We start from the raw sequence: 18,448 nt of genomic DNA, 5'->3' as shown, positions 1-18,448 counted from the left end.
CTCTCCACTTATTTCTATCTATTAGTTTGATACAAAAAAACCGTAAAACAATTTTAGTACCTAACGGTTTGTATTATCAGAACTAATTATTGTAATTTGCCAGAACAGATCAGAATTATGTCCTATTAATTCATAAGGGGATACTAAGACACTACGACAAACTACTTATCATACGATTCTTAGCCGCTCGAAAGACAACAGTCTATCTGTCTTTCGGCTTTGTCATGTCCAGCTTCAACCGAAGATTTAGTACACATATCCGCTGACCTGCATTAAGCGCTCATTTCACAACCTATTCTATTTTGTTAACCTATGATGAATCATTCTATTGGATTCAATCATGAACGTATGGCGGATCAGCCTGAGCATCTCTGTATGGCTCAGGGTAAACAAAGAAGCCGCATCGCGGCCCTCCTGTTATCCCTTACGTTCATTCTCTGTCTGACCCAGTTCCAGGCATTTGCCCAGGGCCGAACCGTATCCGGAACCGTCCGATCTGCTGAAGACAATTCCGCCCTCCCCGGTGTAACAGTTCAAATCAAAGGGTCCAACCGCGGGGGAACGACCGATGCAGATGGAAAGTACAGCCTGGCCAACGTTCCCGACAACGCGACCCTGGTGTTTAGCTTCATCGGTATGACCACTCAGGAAGCGGCCGTAAGCAATCGCTCCACCGTTGATGTTACGCTCAAAGGAGATCAGCAGCAATTGCAGGAAGTGGTGGTTGTCGGATACGGTACGCAACGGGTGAAGGATGCCACCGGTAGCGTGATTGCGCTGGGAACGCAGGACTTCAACAAAGGGGTTATTGCCTCGCCGGAGCAACTATTGCAAGGCCGTGCCGCCGGTATTCAGGTAACCCCGGCCAGTGGCGAACCCGGTGCCGGAGTTAACATCCGGATTCGGGGTACTACCTCGGTTCGTAGTAACAACAATCCGCTGTTTGTTGTCGACGGTGTCCCGCTGGACGGTGGTGACGTGTCGGACGGTGGACGCGACTACGGCGCCGGGACCCAGGCCGCCCGGAACCCCCTGAACTTTTTGAACCCGGAGGACATCGAAAACATTTCCGTTCTGAAAGATGCCTCAGCGGCCGCAATCTACGGTGCTCGGGGTGCCAATGGGGTTGTATTGATTACCACCAAAAAAGGAAAAGCCGGTCAGAAGACCTTCAACATCAGCGCCAATACCAGTATCGGTTCTACCCTGAGACGGTATGACCTGCTGACGGCGGGTGAGTACGCGGGCGCTGTAACCGCAGCGGGTGGTGACGCCAGTTCTCCGGCGGTAAATGCCAAAGCCGCTACCGACTGGCAAAAGGAGATTTTCCGGACCTCCATCTCGCAGAACTACAATGTAAGCTACGGTGGTGGTAACGATGACACCCGTTATTACATGTCACTCGGTTACTCCGACATTCAGGGGGTTATTAAAAAATCAGACCTGAGACGGATCACCGGTCGTATCAATGCCACGCACGAACTGTTCAACGATAAAGTCGTACTTGACCTGCAACTGACGACCTCGGGCGTCAACGACGTTTATGTACCCAACAGCGATAACGCCGGTTTTGAAGGAAACCTGATCGCTGCGGCCATTCAGTCGAACCCGACGTACCCGGTACGGGATGCGCAGGGCCGCTTCTTTACGCCGGAAGGCTACAACGCCCAGGGCCAGCCACAGGGTAACTCATTCCGTAACCCGGTTTCACTGCTGGAGATGATCGACGACCAGGGCCGCACGCGCCGGACGCTGGGTAACATCGGAGCTACCTGGCGCATCATCGAGGGCCTGTCGTACAAATTCAACCTGGGTCTGGACAACTCCGTGTCGGAGCGCCGGACGTCGATTCGCCGAAACATTCCGGGTTTTGACATCCCGAACAAAGCCGGACGCGCCATCATCCAAAACCGCGACCGCAGCTCAACCCTTCTGGAACATACCCTGAACTACAACCGGAAACTAGGACCGGGTAATTTCGACGGTTTGCTGGGTTTTGCTTATCAGAAATTCCAGAACCGGGGCGCCTTTATTCAGGCCGAGCAGTTTCTACCCGAAGCCGACGAGTTTTTCCCGTATGCCAACAACATCAGCGCCGTTAACAACCAGGGAAGCACGAAGGCTTACTTCGCCGGATCAGACCGCAACCAGAGTGAATTGCAGTCGTATTTCGGCCGGGTAAACTACAACATCAACGACCGGTATTTATTAACGGCTACCGTTCGGGTGGACGGATCGTCGAAATTCGGACCTAACAACAAATACGGCGCGTTCCCGTCGTTTGCCGGTGCTTGGCGGGTTTCTGACGAAGCGTTCTTGGCCGGTAAAGGCGTGGATCTGAAACTTCGCGCGAACTGGGGGCGGACGGGTAACCAGGAGTTCCCACCGAACCTGACGCAGTTCCGCCGGGGATTCGACCCCAACAACGCGGCCTCCTCGCCCGACATTACGCCCAACCCCAACCTGCGCTGGGAATCAACCCGCCAGTGGGGAATTGGTGCCGACCTGGGCTTCCTGAGCGGCCGCCTGACTGCCACAATCGACTTCTTCAACAAGAACACGAGCGACCTGCTCTTCGAAGCGCTCTATGCCCAACCCGCTCCGGCCCGTTCACGCTGGATCAACCTCGACGCCAACGTGGTTAACCGTGGTATTGAGTTAGGCATCAACTACGACGTTTTGACGGGTCAGGATTTCACCTGGTCGATTTCTGCGAATGGAACGTACCTGAAGAATGAGGTTACTAACTTCAACGGTCTTTACAACACGGGTGCTATCAACGGACAAGGTCTGTCGGGTGCTTATGCCCAGCGCATCGTTGGCGGCCGTCCGCTGTTCTCCTTCTTCATGCCAACCTTTACCGGATACGATGATCAGGGTTTCGGGGTTTACACCGATCCGTCTTTGGGCCTGAGCTACCAGGGAACCGCGATCCCGAATTACAACTGGGGTCTGACCAACAACTTCGGTTACAAAAACTGGGGTCTGACCATGTTCTGGTCTGGAGCGGGCGGCAACTACATTTACAACAACACAGCTAACGCTATTTTCACGAAAGGAAACCTGCGCAACGGCCGGAACGTCACGAAAGACGTGGCTTCCAGCAGTGAAAATGCCGTTAACCCCCCTCTGGTTTCAACTCGTTTCCTGGAAAAAGGCGATTTCGGTCGGCTTTCCAACTTAGTGGTTAGCTACAACCTGCCGCTGCCCAAGAGCAGTGCAATCCGTACGCTGCGGTTTTCGTTAACGGGCCAGAACCTGCTGTTGATCACGGGTTATTCGGGTCTGGATCCGGAAGTTAACACCAATAAAGCAATCGACGGCATTCCGTCATTGGGGATCGACTACACCTCGTATCCCTCTCAGCGCGTGTTTACGTTTGGCATCAACGCCGGATTCTAAACCGTTCCATGCTTTCATTCATTAACATTTGACACAACCAATGAATATATCACTTAAAATACCTTTCGCGATAGTCTGTACGGGGACGATGCTGGTCATCGGCTGTACGAATCTCGAGGATAAGGTACTGGACCGATCAACTTCTCTGCCGTCTGCCGATGCGGGCAACCTGGAGAGCTTGCTGAATGGGGTTTATGCCCAGCTGAATACCATCACGGACCAGGCGAATGCGTACGCGTTGCTGGAACACCCATCGGATGAAATGATGGGACCCACGCGCGGAACCGACTGGGATGACTTTGGCCGCTGGCGCCGGTTGCACCAGCATACCTGGGATGCAACTACGGTTGACGTAATTGGCTCCTGGAACCAGCTTAACTCCGGAATATTCCGGGCTACGCAGGCTGCTTCGGCAGCGGGTTCCAACGCCAACGTTCAGGCGCAGGCGCGTTTTTTGCGGGCGTTCTTTATGTACCACGTGGTTGATTTGTACGGCCAGGTGCCCTTCCGGGAAGCCAACGCCAGCTTTGATGAGAATCCCCGCGTGATGACGCGCGCAGAAGCCACGGCTTACATCATCGATGACTTGACTTACGCGATTCAGAACCTGCCCGCAACGCTGAATCCGGGTCGGGCCAACCGCGACGCGGCTCAGTTTCTGCTGGCGAAAGTTTACCTGAACCGGGCGGTATTTACGCAGGACCCCAACTCCCCTTCGGGGCCCTTTACGTTTGCGCAGGCCGATATGAATCAGGTGATCACCAACTGTGACGCCATCATCAACTCGAACCGCTATGCGCTTGAACCCCAGGGAGAATACTTTGACAACTTCCACTGGGAAAACAGCACGCGGTCGAAAGAGCTGATTTTCGTAATCGCCAATGAAAAAGGAGCTGCTGTGGGCAACACGCAGAACCGCTACCGGATGTCGCTGCACTACAACCAGCGCCCCGACGGCTGGAACGGCTTTACGACCCTGGCGGACTTCTACAACAGCTTTGATGCCGCCGACGAACGTCGTGGGAAAGCCATCGCCGGAATGACCGATAGCCTGGGACTCCGGGCGGGTTTCCTGGCGGGTCAGCAATTTGGCCCCGGTGGCCGTCAGTTGACCGACCGTGCCGGTGCTCCCTTGACGTTTACCCCGCAGCTTAACCTGCTGTATTCGCGGGAAGCGGACGGAATCCGGGTAGTTAAATACCTTCCTGATCCCACACGATTGGACAACGGCGGCAATGACTACGTATTTTTCCGGTACGCCGATGTACTGCTGATGAAAGCCGAAGCCATTCACCGGGGCGGTACCGCGACCGGCGGAGCAACGCCTTTGTCGCTGGTCAACCAACTCCGGACTACCCGCGGTACGGCGGCCCTGGCAACCGTAAACGACGCAGCTCTGCTGGCCGAACGGGGTCGTGAGCTGTACTGGGAAGGCTGGCGCCGGAACGACATGATCCGCTTCGGTACGTTCCTGAACCCGATGGATCAGAAACCCAATCAATCGGAAGCCTTCCGCATCGTTTTCCCGATTCCGCAGCAGGCACTCGACACCAACCCGAACCTGAAGCAGAATGTTGGTTATTAACCATTAATTTCATAATATTAATACCCCGGAACAGCAGCCTACCACGGGCTGCTGTTCCGTTTGTTAGGTATGTCAGCAAATGGCGTGTGTTTTTGCGAGAGGATTCTTTTTACATGAAATTCGGGTACCTTTTTATCTTTACCCTCAGTCTCTGGTTGAGTGCCTGTCAGTCTGATCAACCGTTGTTTCAAAAGCTTGACGCCCAGCAGACCGGCGTTCACTTCATCAACCAGTTAGAGGAAACCGAGCAGGAAAACATTCTGGCCTTCGAGTATTTCTACAACGGGGGCGGTGTGGCGGTCGGTGACTTGAACAACGATGGCCTGGCCGACCTCTTCTTGACCGGCAACCAGGTAGCCAACAAGCTTTACGCCAACAAAGGCGATTTGCATTTTGAGGACATTACGCAGAAGGCGGGGGTAGCCGGTCGGCCCAATGGCTGGAAAACCGGCGTAACGCTGGTGGACATCAACGCCGACGGCTGGCTCGACATCTATGTCTGTTACTCCGGCCAGCGCCCGGATGCCCTGCGGAAAAACCAGCTGTTCATCAACAACCACGATCTGACCTTCACGGACCAGGCCGCCCGGTACGGCCTCGACGATTCCGGCTATTCGGTGCAGGCCACCTTCTTCGATTACGACCGCGACGGCGACCTCGATTGTTTTCTGATCAATCACAACCTGAAAGACTACCAGCGCAAAGAAGCCGCCGTTATGCGGACCGAGCGGGATTACAACGCCGGTGACAAGCTCTTTCGCAACGACGGCAACGGGCATTTCACGGATGTTTCCGAACAGGCGGGCATCAAAGGCAATCCACTGGGCTTTGGGCTGGGCGTTTCCATTTCTGATCTGAACCAGGACGGTTACCCGGATATTTACGTCACCAACGATTTTGTGGAGGATGATTACCTGTACATCAACCAACGCGACGGAACCTTCCGCGATGAATTGCGGGAGCGCATCGAGCATACCTCCTACTCGTCAATGGGCGTCGATGTGGCCGACGTCAACAACGATGCCTTACCCGATATTTTTACGCTGGATATGCTGCCCGAAAGCAACGCCCGGCAAAAACTGCTGCCCTGGCCCGACAGCTGGAACGTGTATCAGGCCCAGCTCCTGAACGGTTTCTGGCACCAGAACATGCGCAACATGCTGCAAGTCCAACAGGCCAACGGGCAGTTTGCCGAAATTGGTCAGCTGGCGGGAGTCTCCAATACCGACTGGAGTTGGGGCACGCTGCTCGCGGATTTTGATCTGGACGGCTACAAGGACGTATTCGTCAGCAACGGTATGGTGCGGGATTTCACGAACGGCGACTTTGTTAAGTATTCCGACGAAGCCGAAGCAGGCCAACGTTCTCCGATTGAACTGATCCGGCAAATGCCCTCCACCCGCACGAAAAACTTTATTTTCAGGAACAACCGTAACCTGACGTTCAGCAACCACCAGCAGGCCTGGGGTTTCGACGAGACGGCGACCTCCAACGGCTGCGCGTATGCAGACCTGGACAACGACGGCGATCTGGACCTGGTTACCAATAACTTGAACGAAACGGCACGGATTTATAAGAACCACAGCCGCGAACAGGCGCAATCGGCTTACGTCGGTGTTCGCTTTAAAGGACTGGTTTCGAATCCGTTCGGCATCGGCGCTACCGTGACCGTGCAAACCGACAGCCTGACGCAAACGCAGGAATGGTATCCAACGCGCGGTTTTCAGTCGTGCAGCCACGGCGACCTGCGGTTTGGCCTGGGCTCACAAACGGCTCCGGTGCGACTAACGGTAAAGTGGCCGGACGGAAAGCAGCAGACACTCAATCCGGTAAATCCGAATCAGGTCTTAACGCTGGATTATCAGCAGGCATCAGCGCCCCGCGAAAACACACAAACCGCAGCCAAACCGCTGTTCGAAGAAATCACGGCCCCGGCCTTCAACCATACCATCGAACCGACCAACAATTTTGACCGTCAGTTGCTGCTGCCCATGCAGTATTCCTATTCCGGGCCGCGCATGGCGGTGGGCGACATCGACGGCGATGGTCGGCAGGACGTTTTTGTGTGTGGTACGCCCCAGCAGCCCGGGCGCTTTTTCCGACAAACTACCGCAGGCTTTACACCGGCGCAGCTGACGGGCGCTGAATCCCGGAAAAACACGGATGCGGTTCTGGCGGATTTTAACGGTGACAAACGTCCTGATTTGTACGTGGTCAACGGCGGCTATGAAGTGCGCGAAACGGCGCATTTACAGGACCAACTGTGGCTGAACGACGGCAAAGGCGGGTTTATGCCGCAACCGCTTCCCGCCGAGACCGACAACGGCAGTTGCGTTAAGGTGCTGGACTTCGACCGCGACGGCGATCTGGACCTTTTTGTGGGGGGACATATCAAACCCAGCCGCTTTCCGGCAGCCGACGAATCGTTTCTGCTACGCAACGATGGCAAGGCCAACTTTACCCGCATTTCGCTCGGCAAGCTGGGATTGGTGACGGACGCCGTTCCGCTCGATCTGAATCGCGATGGCTGGCCGGATTTGGTGCTGGTGGGCGAATGGATGCCCGTAACGGTTTTGCTGAATCAAAAAGGCGTTTTTTCGGTCGAAAAGGCCAAGACGTATGAGGCACTGGCCGGTTGGTGGAACCGCATCGAAAAAGCGGACCTCGACGGCGATGGCGACGATGATCTGGTGATCGGCAATCTGGGGCTAAATTCCCAAATCCGGACCTCAACCGAGCAACCCGCTACGCTGGTGTACGAAGATTTCGATCAGAACGGCACCATTGATTGCTTCATGAATTATTACATTCAGGGCAAATCGTACCCGGCTTATTCCCGCGATGAAATCGGCGAGCAAATGCCTAGCCTGCGGAAGATTTTTACCAACTATCAGACGTATTCCGACGCCACCATCGACCAGTTTTTCACCCCCGACGTGCTGCAAAAAGCCCAGAAGAAAACCATCAGTGAAGTAAAAACGCTGCTGCTGGAAAATCGCAACGGCGAGTTGGTGCCCCGGCCTCTGCCCTTGCAGGCTCAGTATGCCCCCGTATACGGTATTGCAGCCCAGGATGTTGACCGGGATGGGCGGCCCGACTTGCTGCTGATGGGCAACAATTCCACCATGCGCCTGCGGATCGGTAAGATCGATGCCAATCACGGCGTTTTACTGAGCAACCGGGGTAACTGGCAGTTTGCGCCGGTTTCGTCTACCGCGTCCGGCATCTTTGTCAAAGGCGATGTCCGGGATGTAAAAATGGCGGGCGATTATGTGCTGGTAGGCGTTAACAATCGCCCGTTGCGTGTTTTCCGCCGATCCCGTTAACCAAGTGCTTAACCAATTATGATACGCAAGAAATGGATAGGAATGGTCAGTCTACTGTGGCTGGCGGCCTGTAAACCCGATTCAAAACCGCTGTTTGAGGAGCTGTCGTCTTCCCAAACCGGGGTCGACTTCATCAACCGCAGCCTCGACAAAAAAGACTTTAATATTTTCAATTACCGCAATTTCTACAACGGCGCAGGGGTAGCCATCGGCGACGTGAACAACGACGGCCTGCCCGACCTCTTTTTTACCTCTAATTTTGAAGAAAATAAGCTTTACCTCAACAAGGGCAACTGGCAGTTTGAAGACGTTACGCAAGCGGCTGGCATTGTAGGCAAGAAATTCTGGTCGACGGGTGTAACGATGGCCGACGTCAACGGCGACGGTTTGCTGGACATTTACGTTTGCAATTCGGGCAGCCGGGATGCCCGTGGCAACCAGCTCTACATCAACCAGGGTGTTAAAAACCGTGCGGGCCAGCCGGGGCTGCCAACCTACCAGGAACAGACCGCCCGGTACGGTTTGGTCGACGGCGGTTTTTCGACCCACGCGGCCTTTTTTGATTACGACCGCGACGGCGACCTGGATATGTACCTGCTTAACAACAGCTTCACCCCGATGGACCGGCTGGGCTACCAGAACATGCGCGAAACCCGCGACCGGCTGGGGGGGCAGAAACTGTTCCGAAACATGACCAAAGAACGGGAAAAGCTGGGCAAGAACGCGAATGATTCGAACGCGCCCATCTTTGTCGATGCTAGTGAAGAAGCGGGAATTTACGGCAGCCTGATTGGTTTTGGACTGGGCATTACCGTCGGCGACGTAAACAACGACAACTGGCTGGACATTTATATCTCCAATGATTTCTACGAACGGGATTACCTGTACATCAACCAGAAAGACGGTACTTTCAAAGAGTCTATTAAAGACCACATGGGCCACATCAGCCTGACGTCGATGGGGGCCGATATTGCGGACATGAACAACGACGGCAATCTGGACATTTTTGTTACGGACATGATGCCCGATGATGATTACCGCCTGAAAACCACTGGATCGTTCGAGAATTACGAACTATACCAGTTGAAGCTGTCGCGCGATTTTTACCACCAGGACCCGCGCAACATGCTCCACCTCAACAACGGGGCCGGTCCGACCGGGCAGGTAACGTTTTCGGAAATCGGCAGGCTTTCGGGCACCTCCGCCACCGACTGGAGCTGGGGCGCTTTGCTGTTCGACATGGACATGGACGGCCACAAAGACATTTTTGTAACCAACGGTATTTTGAAAGACCTCACCGATCAGGACTTCGTCAATTACTTATCCGACAACCCGGATATTCAGTTGATGATTGAAGGGAAAAAGAATTTTGACTACAAAGAATACGTCGACAAAATGCCGTCGACGCCCCTGGCCAACTACGCCTTCCGCAACAACGGCAACGGTTTGCAATACACCAACAAAGCCGCCGACTGGGGACTGGCGACACCCGGCTTTTCGAACGGAGCCGCTTACGGTGATCTGGACAACGACGGCGACCTGGACCTGGTCGTGAATAACAACAACGCTCCGGCTTCGATCTACCGAAATACGGCCGTTGAGGGCAATCAGCAAGCTTTTCTGCGCGTGCAGTTCCGCGGTTATGCGCAAAACCGGAACGCCATCGGTACCAAAGTGTACGTTCACCAGAAGGGCCAGACGCAGTATTTACAGCAAATGCCCAACCGGGGTTTTCAGTCATCGGTGGACCTGACGCTGGTGTTTGGGCTCGGGAAAAACCCGGTCATCGACTCCCTGACGGTGATCTGGCCGGACGAACGCAGGCAGGTCATTCGTCAGCCGAAAGCCAACCAAACGCTCTTGCTCGACTACCGAAACGCCCGCCAGACGGCTTCACCGCAGCCCGCTCCAACCGCCAAACCGGTGTTGCTGGCGGATATAACGGCTCAGGTCGGCCTGAATTACCAGCATACCGAAAACAACTTTGTGGACTACGACCGGGACGGCCTGCTGAAACAGATGCTCTCCCGCGAAGGCCCGGCCCTGGCGGCTGGCGATGTCAACGGCGACGGTCTGGATGATTTGTTCTTTGGTGGGGCCGCCAACATGCCGCGCGCGCTCTACATTCAGCAAACCAACGGCTCGTATGCACCCCAGAAACAACCTTTCCTGCTCGATGCCACCTATACGGAAGACGTAGCCGCCACGTTCTTTGACGCCGACGGCGACGGGGCTCTGGACCTATATGTCGCCACGGGCGGCAACGAATTTGACGATCCAACGTTATTATTCGACCGGTTTTACCGCAACGACGGCAAGGGAAATCTGACCTGGGACAAAACCATACCCCGCGTGCTGGAAAGCAGCTCCTGCGTAACGGCCTGCGATTTTGACCGGGACGGTGATCTGGATTTATTCGTCGGGGGGCGTATGGTGCCGGGGCAGTATGGCCGTAACCCACAGCAAACGTTATTGGTCAACGATGGTAAGGGTAATTTCCGCAAAGCAACCCAGGCGTTGATGCCTTTTTCGGGCGAAATTGGAATGGTTACCGATGCGGTCTGGACCGACGTGGATAACGATCAGTATCCGGATCTGGTGCTGGTGGGCGACTGGATGCCGATTACCGTCCTGAAAAATAAGCAGGGCAAGGGATTTGAACGGCTGGAAGACCCAACGCTCGCCAAAAGCGGGGGCTGGTGGAACACCATCCGGGCGGCCGATCTGGACGGCGACGGCGACACCGATTTTGTCGTGGGTAACCTGGGTTTAAACAGCCGGCTGGTAGCCTCGGAGCAGGAACCGGCGCATCTATACGGCAACGATTTTGACCGCAACGGCACCTACGATCCGATTGTAACCTGCTACCGCCAGGGCCGCGAATGCGTGATGGTTCAGAAACCGGATTTGCAGAAGCGGATTCCGGCCATCAAAAAGAAGTACCTGAAGCACACGGATTACGCCAAAGCTGGCTTTGAAGATTTGTTTACGGCAGAACAGCGGGAAGGCACCGAGGTCAAAACCGTTCAAACCGCCGAAACGGCCGTGTTGCTCAATGAGGGCACCGCTGCCGACGGCAAACCCCGGTTCACGCTTCGGTCTTTGCCCCTACAGGCACAACTGTCTCCCATTCGTAGTATTTTGGTCGGCGATTACAACGCCGACGGAAAGACGGATATCCTGCTGGCGGGCAATTTCTTCGATGTGCTCAACGAGATTGGCCGCTACGACGCCAGTTATGGCCTGCTGCTGACGGGCAACGGGCGCGGTCAGTTTACGGCCATGCCGTCCGGGCAGTCGGGCTTTTCGGTACTGGGCCAGGTGCGCGCCATGCGGGAAGTGCGGGGACCTAACGGCAGCAAACGAATTGTGTTGGCTAAAAACAACGACCAGGCTCAGGTTTTCGACATTAGAAAACCCAAAGTGGGTCTGCAAAATGAATTGGTTCGGAAGTAACCTATGATCAAATACATTCCTCTTTTCCTCATAGTCGGAACGCTGGCGGTTTGGGGCTGTCGCTCTTCTCCGTCCGAAAAACCGCTTTTTCATTCGCTGGACTCCACCCAAACGGGTGTTGGTTTTGTCAATCAGGTACAGAATACCGCCCGTTTCAACATCATTGATTACCTGTATTTTTACAACGGTGCGGGGGTGGCCGCGGGTGATATCAACAACGACGGCCTGACCGATCTGTACTTTGTCTCTAATCAGGGCAAAAACAAACTTTACCTGAACAAAGGCGGCTTCAAATTCGAAGACATCACCCGAAAAGCGGGCGTCGAAGGGGCCGCCGACTGGCAGACGGGCGTAACGATGGCGGACGTCAACGGCGACGGCTGGCTGGATATTTACGTTTGCTCCGTGGGCAATTTCCAGGGGCAGCAAGGCTCCAATGAACTGTACATCAACAACCAGGACGGTACGTTTTCCGAGAAAGCCGCCGAATACGGCTTAAACTTTACCGGTTTTTCGACCCAGGCCGCCTTCTTCGATTATGACCACGACGGCGATCTGGACATGTATCTGCTCAACCACGCCGTGCATACCTCCCGCAGCTATGACCGCGTTTCGGCCCGAAACCTGCGCCAGAATGAATCCGGCGATTACCTGTTTCGGAATGAGTTGATTGGCGCCGATGGCCCAACGAGCGAAAGCAAAGCCGACAAAGAAACACCGCACTTTACCAACGTCAGCGAGCAGGCCGGCATTTATGGAGCTGCTATGGGCTACGGTCTGGGCATTTCGGTGGCCGATCTGAACAACGACGGCTGGGAAGATATTTACGTTTCCAATGACTTCCACGAAGACGATTACTACTACGTCAACAACGGCAAAGGCGGTTTTACGGAAAGCGTTCGCAAGGCGTTTGCCCACGTCAGCCGGTTTTCGATGGGCAACGATATTGCCGATGTCAACAACGACGGTTTTCAGGATGTGGTTACGCTGGATATGTACCCCGAAGACGAGACCGTCGAAAAAATGTCGCTGGGCGAAGAGCCGCTGGATATTTATATCTACAAGCTCACCTTCGGCTACATGAACCAGTACAGTCGAAACTGCCTCCAGATCAATCAGTCGGGCCGGAAATTCATGGATGTGGGCGCGATGGCCGGAGTGGCAGCCACCGACTGGAGCTGGGCACCGCTGCTGGCCGACTACGACAACGACGGCATAAAAGATCTGTTTGTGGCCAACGGCATTGTCCGACGACCCAACGATCTCGATTACGTTAAGTTCACCTCCGACAACTCGATGCGGTCTACCATCGAGACGTCCAACGTGCTGGACGAAAAAGCAATCGCCATGATGCCTGAAGGCAAGGTGCATAACTACCTGTTTCAGGGCTCGGCAACCCTGAAATTTACGGACAAATCACTGGCCTGGGGCTTTGAAAAACCGACGTTTTCGAGCGGGGCGGTATACGCGGATCTGGACAACGACGGTGATCTGGATCTGATTACCAACGACATCAACGACCCGGCTGGCGTTTTTCAGAATCAATCGAATCAGCTGTTCCCCACGCGTCACTGGCTGAAAATCAAACTTCAGGGTGAGGCCGGTAACAGTTTTGGCGTTGGGGCAAAAGTGGTGCTGAAAACCAAAAACGGCCTGCAACTCCAGCAACTGGTGCCGACGCGCGGTTTTCAGTCATCCGTAGAACCGGCTTTAACGTTTGGTCTGGGCGAGCTCGCTACCGTCGATTCACTGATTGTGATCTGGCCCAACCAGAAGATGGAAGTCAGGACGGCGGTGCAGGCCAATCAGACCCTGACCCTGAGACAAACTGCGGCCCGGCAGGATGTGGGTACCTTCCAGTTTACCGCGCCCGATCCTCAGCCGCTGCTGGAAAACGTAAGCGACCAGATTTCGATTGCTTATCAGCACCAGGAAAACACCTATTTCGATTTTGTGCGGGAATCGCTGATGCCGTTCAAGGTCTCGACGGAAGGGCCGAAACTGGCCGTTGGCGACGTAAACGGTGACGGGCTGGAGGACTTTTACGCGGCTGGGGCAAAATGGCAGGCCGGCAGCTTGCAGCTTCAGCAACCGGACGGTCGCTTCGTGTCAAGCCACCAACCGGCCTTCCGGGCCGATTCGACGTATGAGGATGTGGATGCGGTTTTCTTCGATGCCGACGGCGATAAAGACCTGGATTTGTACGTGGTATCGGGCGGCAACGAGTTTTTCGAAAAAATGCCCGAACAGTTTGACCGGCTGTATCTGAACGACGGGAAGGGCAACTTCACGCGCTCGAACGGTTTGCCACCGATGTACGACAATAAAAGCTGCGTTCGGCCGGTGGATTTCGACAACGACGGCGATCTGGATCTGTTTGTGGGGGGCCGGGTGGTGGCTTTCGCTTACGGTAAAATTCCCAACTCGTATCTGCTGATCAACGACGGTAAGGGACGGTTTTCGGACCAGACCGATCGGCTGGCTCCCGAACTTCGCAAGGCCGGTATGATTACCGACGCCGTTTGGATGGATTACGACCAGGACAAGGACCTCGACTTGGTAGTTGCGGGCGACTGGATGCCTATTCGGGTCTTCGCCAAACAAAACGGCAAACTAGAAGCCATAAAAAGCATTACGGATGAGAATACCGCCCTGAGCGGTTTCTGGCAGTGCCTGACAGCCGCCGACTTCGACCGCGACGGCGATCTGGACCTGGTGGCCGGAAATCTGGGTCTGAATACCAAGTTCATCAAGCAGCCCGATCCACGGCTGAAAATGTGGGTAAAAGATTTCGATAAAAACGGCAGCACCGACCAGATTCTGGCGTATCAGCGCAACGGAAAAGACTGGCATCCCGTCAATTTTAAGGATGAGTTGGGAAAACAAATGCCCAGCATTGTCAACAAGCGGTTTACCGACTACACTTCTTTCGCCGGAAAACCCCTGGAGAACGTGTTCGAAGCGCAGGAACTGGAGGGGGCCGAGGAACACGAGGTAAACCAGTTTGCTTCCGTGTTTCTGGAAAACCGGGGGGATGGCCATTTCATCGTTCACCAACTGCCGATGCTGGCGCAGGTTTCCAAACTGTTTGCCCTGCGAGCCGACGACATCGACAACGACGGTTTTCCGGACGTACTGGCGGGCGGCAATTTTTACGGCGTCAGTACCTACCAGGGCCGTTACGATGCCAACTACGGGCTGGTTCTGAAGAATCGGGGTGGCAAAACCGACAATAAAACGCGTTTCTCGGCTCTTTCGCCGTTCGCCAGCGGCTTTCTGCTCGAAGGCGAAGTACGCGACATCAAACCCATTCGCATTGCCAACTCACGGCGCTGGCTAGTGGCCCGCAACGACACAACGCTGCAAATTTTTCAGAAGGCTAAACCGGCGGTGGTAGCCGGTTTGATCAGGAATCCATAAATAACCCACACACTTATAAGATGTGCTTTTTTTGAGGTAAATTTGTAGTCCTCTTGTACTTACCTTGACTAGGATTGCTCATGAAGAATCCCATAGCGTACCTCATCGTACTCGGCGGGCTTTGGCTTCTGACCAGTTGCCAACCGAAAGCCACACCCGAAGAATACAACGCCAAAGCCGCTGAACCGGAGCGGTATCACCAATGCGTTAAAAAACTTACGGATGTTATCATCCACGACATCTTTTCCCCGCCGGTCGCCAGCCGGATTTATGGATACGCCACACTAGCGGGCTACGAAGCGATGGTTGCGGGTCAGCCGGGCTACGAGTCGCTGGCCGGTAAGCTCCGTAAGTTTACGGCCCCGCCCAAACCCGAACCCGGCCAGGAATACTGCTTTCCGTTGGCCAGCGCCAGGGCCTTTCTGACCGTCAGCCGTAACCTGACGTTCTCCGGCGATATGTTCGACGAGTTTGAAAAAGACTTTTACGAACAATATAAGGAAATTGGCGTGCCCGAAGAGGTAATCGAGCGTTCGATGGCTTATGGTGAAGCCGTTGCCAAGCACATTATGGAGTTTGCGGGCAAAGATTCGTATAAACAAACGCGCGGTTTCAAACACACCGTCACAAACGCCGAGGGAACGTGGGTACCAACGCCCCCGGCCTACATGGAAGCCGCCGAGCCCAAATGGATGCAAATCCGGTGCTGGGTAATGGACACGTGCTCCCAGTTTATACCGCCCAAAGCGGCTGCTTATGACATGGCCAAAGGCAGTCCTTTCTACAAACTGGTGGATGAAGTTTATCAACTGGGCGTTCACCAGACTGAGGAACAGCGCAGAACGGCGTTCTTCTGGGATGACAACGCCTTTGTGATGAACGTGGCCGGACACGTTTCCTATGCTTCCAAAAAAATGACGCCGGGCGGTCACTGGCTGGCAATTGCGGCCACGATTGCCCGTCAGCAGAAAGCGGATTTCCCCAAAAGTGTGCAAGCCTACGCGCTGACCGCCTTTGCGCTGGCCGACGGTTTCATTAGCTGCTGGGACGAGAAATACCGGAGTAACCGCATCCGTCCCGAAACCGTCATCAACAAATTCATCGATCCGAAGTGGACGCCCTACCTGCAAACTCCCCCATTTCCCGAGTATACCAGCGGTCACAGCGTTATTTCGGCGGCTGCCGCCGAAGTGCTGACCTTGCTTTATGGGGATAACGTTGCCTTTACGGACTCAACCGAGCACCCGTACGGTCATGGCGTACGGTCTTTCAAGTCATTCCGGGATGCCGCAGTCGAAGCCTCCTACAGCCGTTTATACGGCGGTATTCACTTCCGGGATGCGCTGGAGTTGGGGAACGTTCAGGGTCGAAAAGTGGGTGAATACGTGGTTGAAAAGCTGGCGAAGAAAAAGGAAGTTGCCATGGCACCTCGCTGATGCTAACGGTCCAGAATTTTCGGAAAGCCTACCAGAACCAGTTGGTGCTGGACATTCAACGGGCTGATTTTCCGCCGGGTATTCACTGGATCAAAGGGCGCAATGGTTCGGGAAAAACAACTTTTTTTCGAACCGTTGCGGGTTTGTTGCCGTTCGAAGGGAGTCTGGTTCTTGATAAGCGGTATGATCTGAGGAAAAACCCCGTAGAATACCGTCTTCGGGTCAACTACGGAGAGGCCGAGCCGATTTATCCGGCCTTTCTGACGGCCTGGGAACTGATCCGCTGGGTGGGGGCAACCAAGAAGGCTCCTGCCGGGCAATTTAATGACCTGATCGACCGGTTTGGTGTCCGGGATTTCATGAAAACGCCCCTCGGTACCTATTCCAGCGGAATGCTCAAAAAAACGTCTCTGGTACTGGCTTTCCTGGGTAACCCTACGCTGATTTTGCTCGACGAGCCGCTCATTACGCTCGATCAGGCCACCATTCAGGCCGTTACCGATTGCATTCGTCAAAGCCGTCAGCAGGGCGTCAGCTTTTTGTTATCAACGCACCAGGACGTTGACCCCGTCGATCTACCCGTTGATTTTACCTGGCTAATTCAACAGCAGACGTTGGCTCTCCTACCGCAACCGGCCAATCCATGAAAGCGCTGTGGACCGTTCCGGAGAAGTTGATCGTTCGGCAATTTTACCTGCAAAATTCCGGGCTATTTCTGGTTGTTCTGTTGCTGGGCTTTGGCTTTTTAAGTTCGAACGAACACATTGCGCTGGCCACTTACGCGTTGCACGACAGCGTCTTTCTGGCTGGGTACGTTGCACTCTGGCTGCTGTATACGGCTTACGTGATTCATTTCCAACGGCAGCTCCTTCACACCACCAATCTGCTTCAGTTTTTTAGGCTCATTCCCGCCGTCAAACGGCTTTCCGTCTTTTATCTACTGAATCTTCAGCTATTGGCTCCGGTGGTTTTATACGCTGGTTTTATGCTTTGGGTGGGCGTTCAGCAGCGTACAACTACAGCAAACGGTTCACTCATTTTAATCGCTGGCACTTTGTCTCTGTTGCCCTTGCCTTTTATCGAGCGGGCTTTACACAATCCGAATCCGGAACTATTTACCGGCTACCTGGGCAACTGGCTTCGTCAGACTCTGACTACTCCATACGGCTTGTTCTTTATTCGTTACCTGTTTCGGGAGCAACCCATTACCCTGTTGCTAACCAAAGCCGGATCGTGTCTGCTTACCGCCGGCATTCTTCTGCTTTATCCCACCGACGATTACGATATCCGCTTGCTATCGCTGGGAATGTTGTTGTCGGCGGCTTTTCACGCCGGTGTGGTTTTTGAACTGTATCAATTCGAAGCCAGGCAGTTGATGCTGCTGCGTAACTTACCTTTACCTCTTGCAAGGCGTTTGTTGCTGTATGGCGGAATTCAAGCGCTATTGCTAATTCCGGAAGCGTTGTTGTTGATCGTTAGAGGACCCGAAACCGTTTCTCTTCTAGACCTAGCGGGCGTATGGTTTTTAGGCTTCAGCTTACTCTGGTTGCAATTCGCGGCTTTGCTGACTCGCCATCAACCCCGGGATCGCTTTGTAGCAACCTTGTTCTGGCCCCTTATTGCCTTCTTTCTGCTGATTATGTACCGACTGCCAGCCGGGAGCTTAGCGTCTTTGAGTATTGTAGTAGCTACTTCGCTGTTTATCCGTAACTTTTACCGTTCTACTTGGGAAGAGAATGACCTATAGAATTGCCTTGTCCTCAATTTCAGAACAAATCCGCTAACCAACTTTTTTCTGGCTAGCGGATTTATAAATAAGAGAC

The 18,448-nt window shown here is 54.2% G+C and carries 8 protein-coding genes; all 8 read left to right on the top strand.

Annotated elements, in window-relative coordinates; translation table 11 throughout:
• Positions 1-348 precede the first annotated feature (348 nt).
• The 8 genes from OQ371_RS10025 to OQ371_RS09990 all read left to right on the top strand — a co-directional run bounded on the left by OQ371_RS10025 (position 349) and on the right by OQ371_RS09990 (position 18,372).
• Complete coding sequence (locus OQ371_RS10025) at positions 349-3,402, top strand: SusC/RagA family TonB-linked outer membrane protein (RefSeq protein WP_265993623.1); 3,054 nt, start codon at positions 349-351, stop codon at positions 3,400-3,402.
• A 40-nt stretch (positions 3,403-3,442) separates the two neighbouring features.
• The gene (locus OQ371_RS10020; RefSeq protein WP_265993622.1) at positions 3,443-4,987 is read left to right on the top strand and encodes a RagB/SusD family nutrient uptake outer membrane protein; all 1,545 of its coding nucleotides are present in this window, start codon (positions 3,443-3,445) and stop codon (positions 4,985-4,987) included.
• Positions 4,988-5,169: 182 nt separating this feature from the next.
• Positions 5,170-8,313: a VCBS repeat-containing protein gene (locus OQ371_RS10015; RefSeq protein ID WP_265993621.1), complete on the top strand. Its 3,144-nt coding sequence runs from the start codon at positions 5,170-5,172 to the stop codon at positions 8,311-8,313.
• An 18-nt stretch (positions 8,314-8,331) separates the two neighbouring features.
• Positions 8,332-11,769, top strand: coding sequence for a VCBS repeat-containing protein (locus tag OQ371_RS10010; RefSeq protein WP_265993620.1), 3,438 nt, complete (start codon positions 8,332-8,334; stop codon positions 11,767-11,769).
• 3 nt (positions 11,770-11,772) lie between these two features.
• Positions 11,773-15,189 (top strand): VCBS repeat-containing protein, encoded by a 3,417-nt coding sequence (locus OQ371_RS10005; RefSeq protein ID WP_265993619.1) that lies wholly within the window; start codon positions 11,773-11,775, stop codon positions 15,187-15,189.
• A gap of 80 nt (positions 15,190-15,269) precedes the next feature.
• Positions 15,270-16,625 (top strand): vanadium-dependent haloperoxidase, encoded by a 1,356-nt coding sequence (locus OQ371_RS10000; RefSeq protein WP_265993618.1) that lies wholly within the window; start codon positions 15,270-15,272, stop codon positions 16,623-16,625.
• Complete coding sequence (locus OQ371_RS09995; RefSeq protein ID WP_265993617.1) at positions 16,625-17,272, top strand: ABC transporter ATP-binding protein; 648 nt, start codon at positions 16,625-16,627, stop codon at positions 17,270-17,272. The genes OQ371_RS10000 and OQ371_RS09995 overlap by 1 nt, the downstream gene beginning before the upstream one ends.
• Positions 17,269-18,372: a hypothetical protein gene (locus OQ371_RS09990; RefSeq protein ID WP_265993616.1), complete on the top strand. Its 1,104-nt coding sequence runs from the start codon at positions 17,269-17,271 to the stop codon at positions 18,370-18,372. Before OQ371_RS09995 ends, OQ371_RS09990 begins: the two co-directional genes overlap by 4 nt.
• Positions 18,373-18,448: the final 76 nt, after the last annotated feature.

Source organism: Larkinella insperata, from assembly GCF_026248825.1.
Taxonomy (GTDB): Bacteria; Bacteroidota; Bacteroidia; order Cytophagales; family Spirosomataceae; genus Larkinella; species Larkinella insperata.
Note: the sequence above shows the minus strand (reverse complement) of the source record. Positions and strands in the feature narration are given on the sequence as shown.

What these genes read in the sequence shown, in the direction of transcription:
- OQ371_RS10025 (WP_265993623.1), top strand. Translation starts at nt 349, where the DNA reads ATGGCGGATCAGCCTGAGCATCTCTGTATGGCTCAGGGTAAACAAAGA.
- OQ371_RS10020 (WP_265993622.1), top strand. Translation starts at nt 3,443, where the DNA reads ATGAATATATCACTTAAAATACCTTTCGCGATAGTCTGTACGGGGACG.
- OQ371_RS10010 (WP_265993620.1), top strand. Translation starts at nt 8,332, where the DNA reads ATGATACGCAAGAAATGGATAGGAATGGTCAGTCTACTGTGGCTGGCG.
- OQ371_RS10005 (WP_265993619.1), top strand. Translation starts at nt 11,773, where the DNA reads ATGATCAAATACATTCCTCTTTTCCTCATAGTCGGAACGCTGGCGGTT.
- OQ371_RS10000 (WP_265993618.1), top strand. Translation starts at nt 15,270, where the DNA reads ATGAAGAATCCCATAGCGTACCTCATCGTACTCGGCGGGCTTTGGCTT.
- OQ371_RS09995 (WP_265993617.1), top strand. Translation starts at nt 16,625, where the DNA reads ATGCTAACGGTCCAGAATTTTCGGAAAGCCTACCAGAACCAGTTGGTG.
- OQ371_RS09990 (WP_265993616.1), top strand. Translation starts at nt 17,269, where the DNA reads ATGAAAGCGCTGTGGACCGTTCCGGAGAAGTTGATCGTTCGGCAATTT.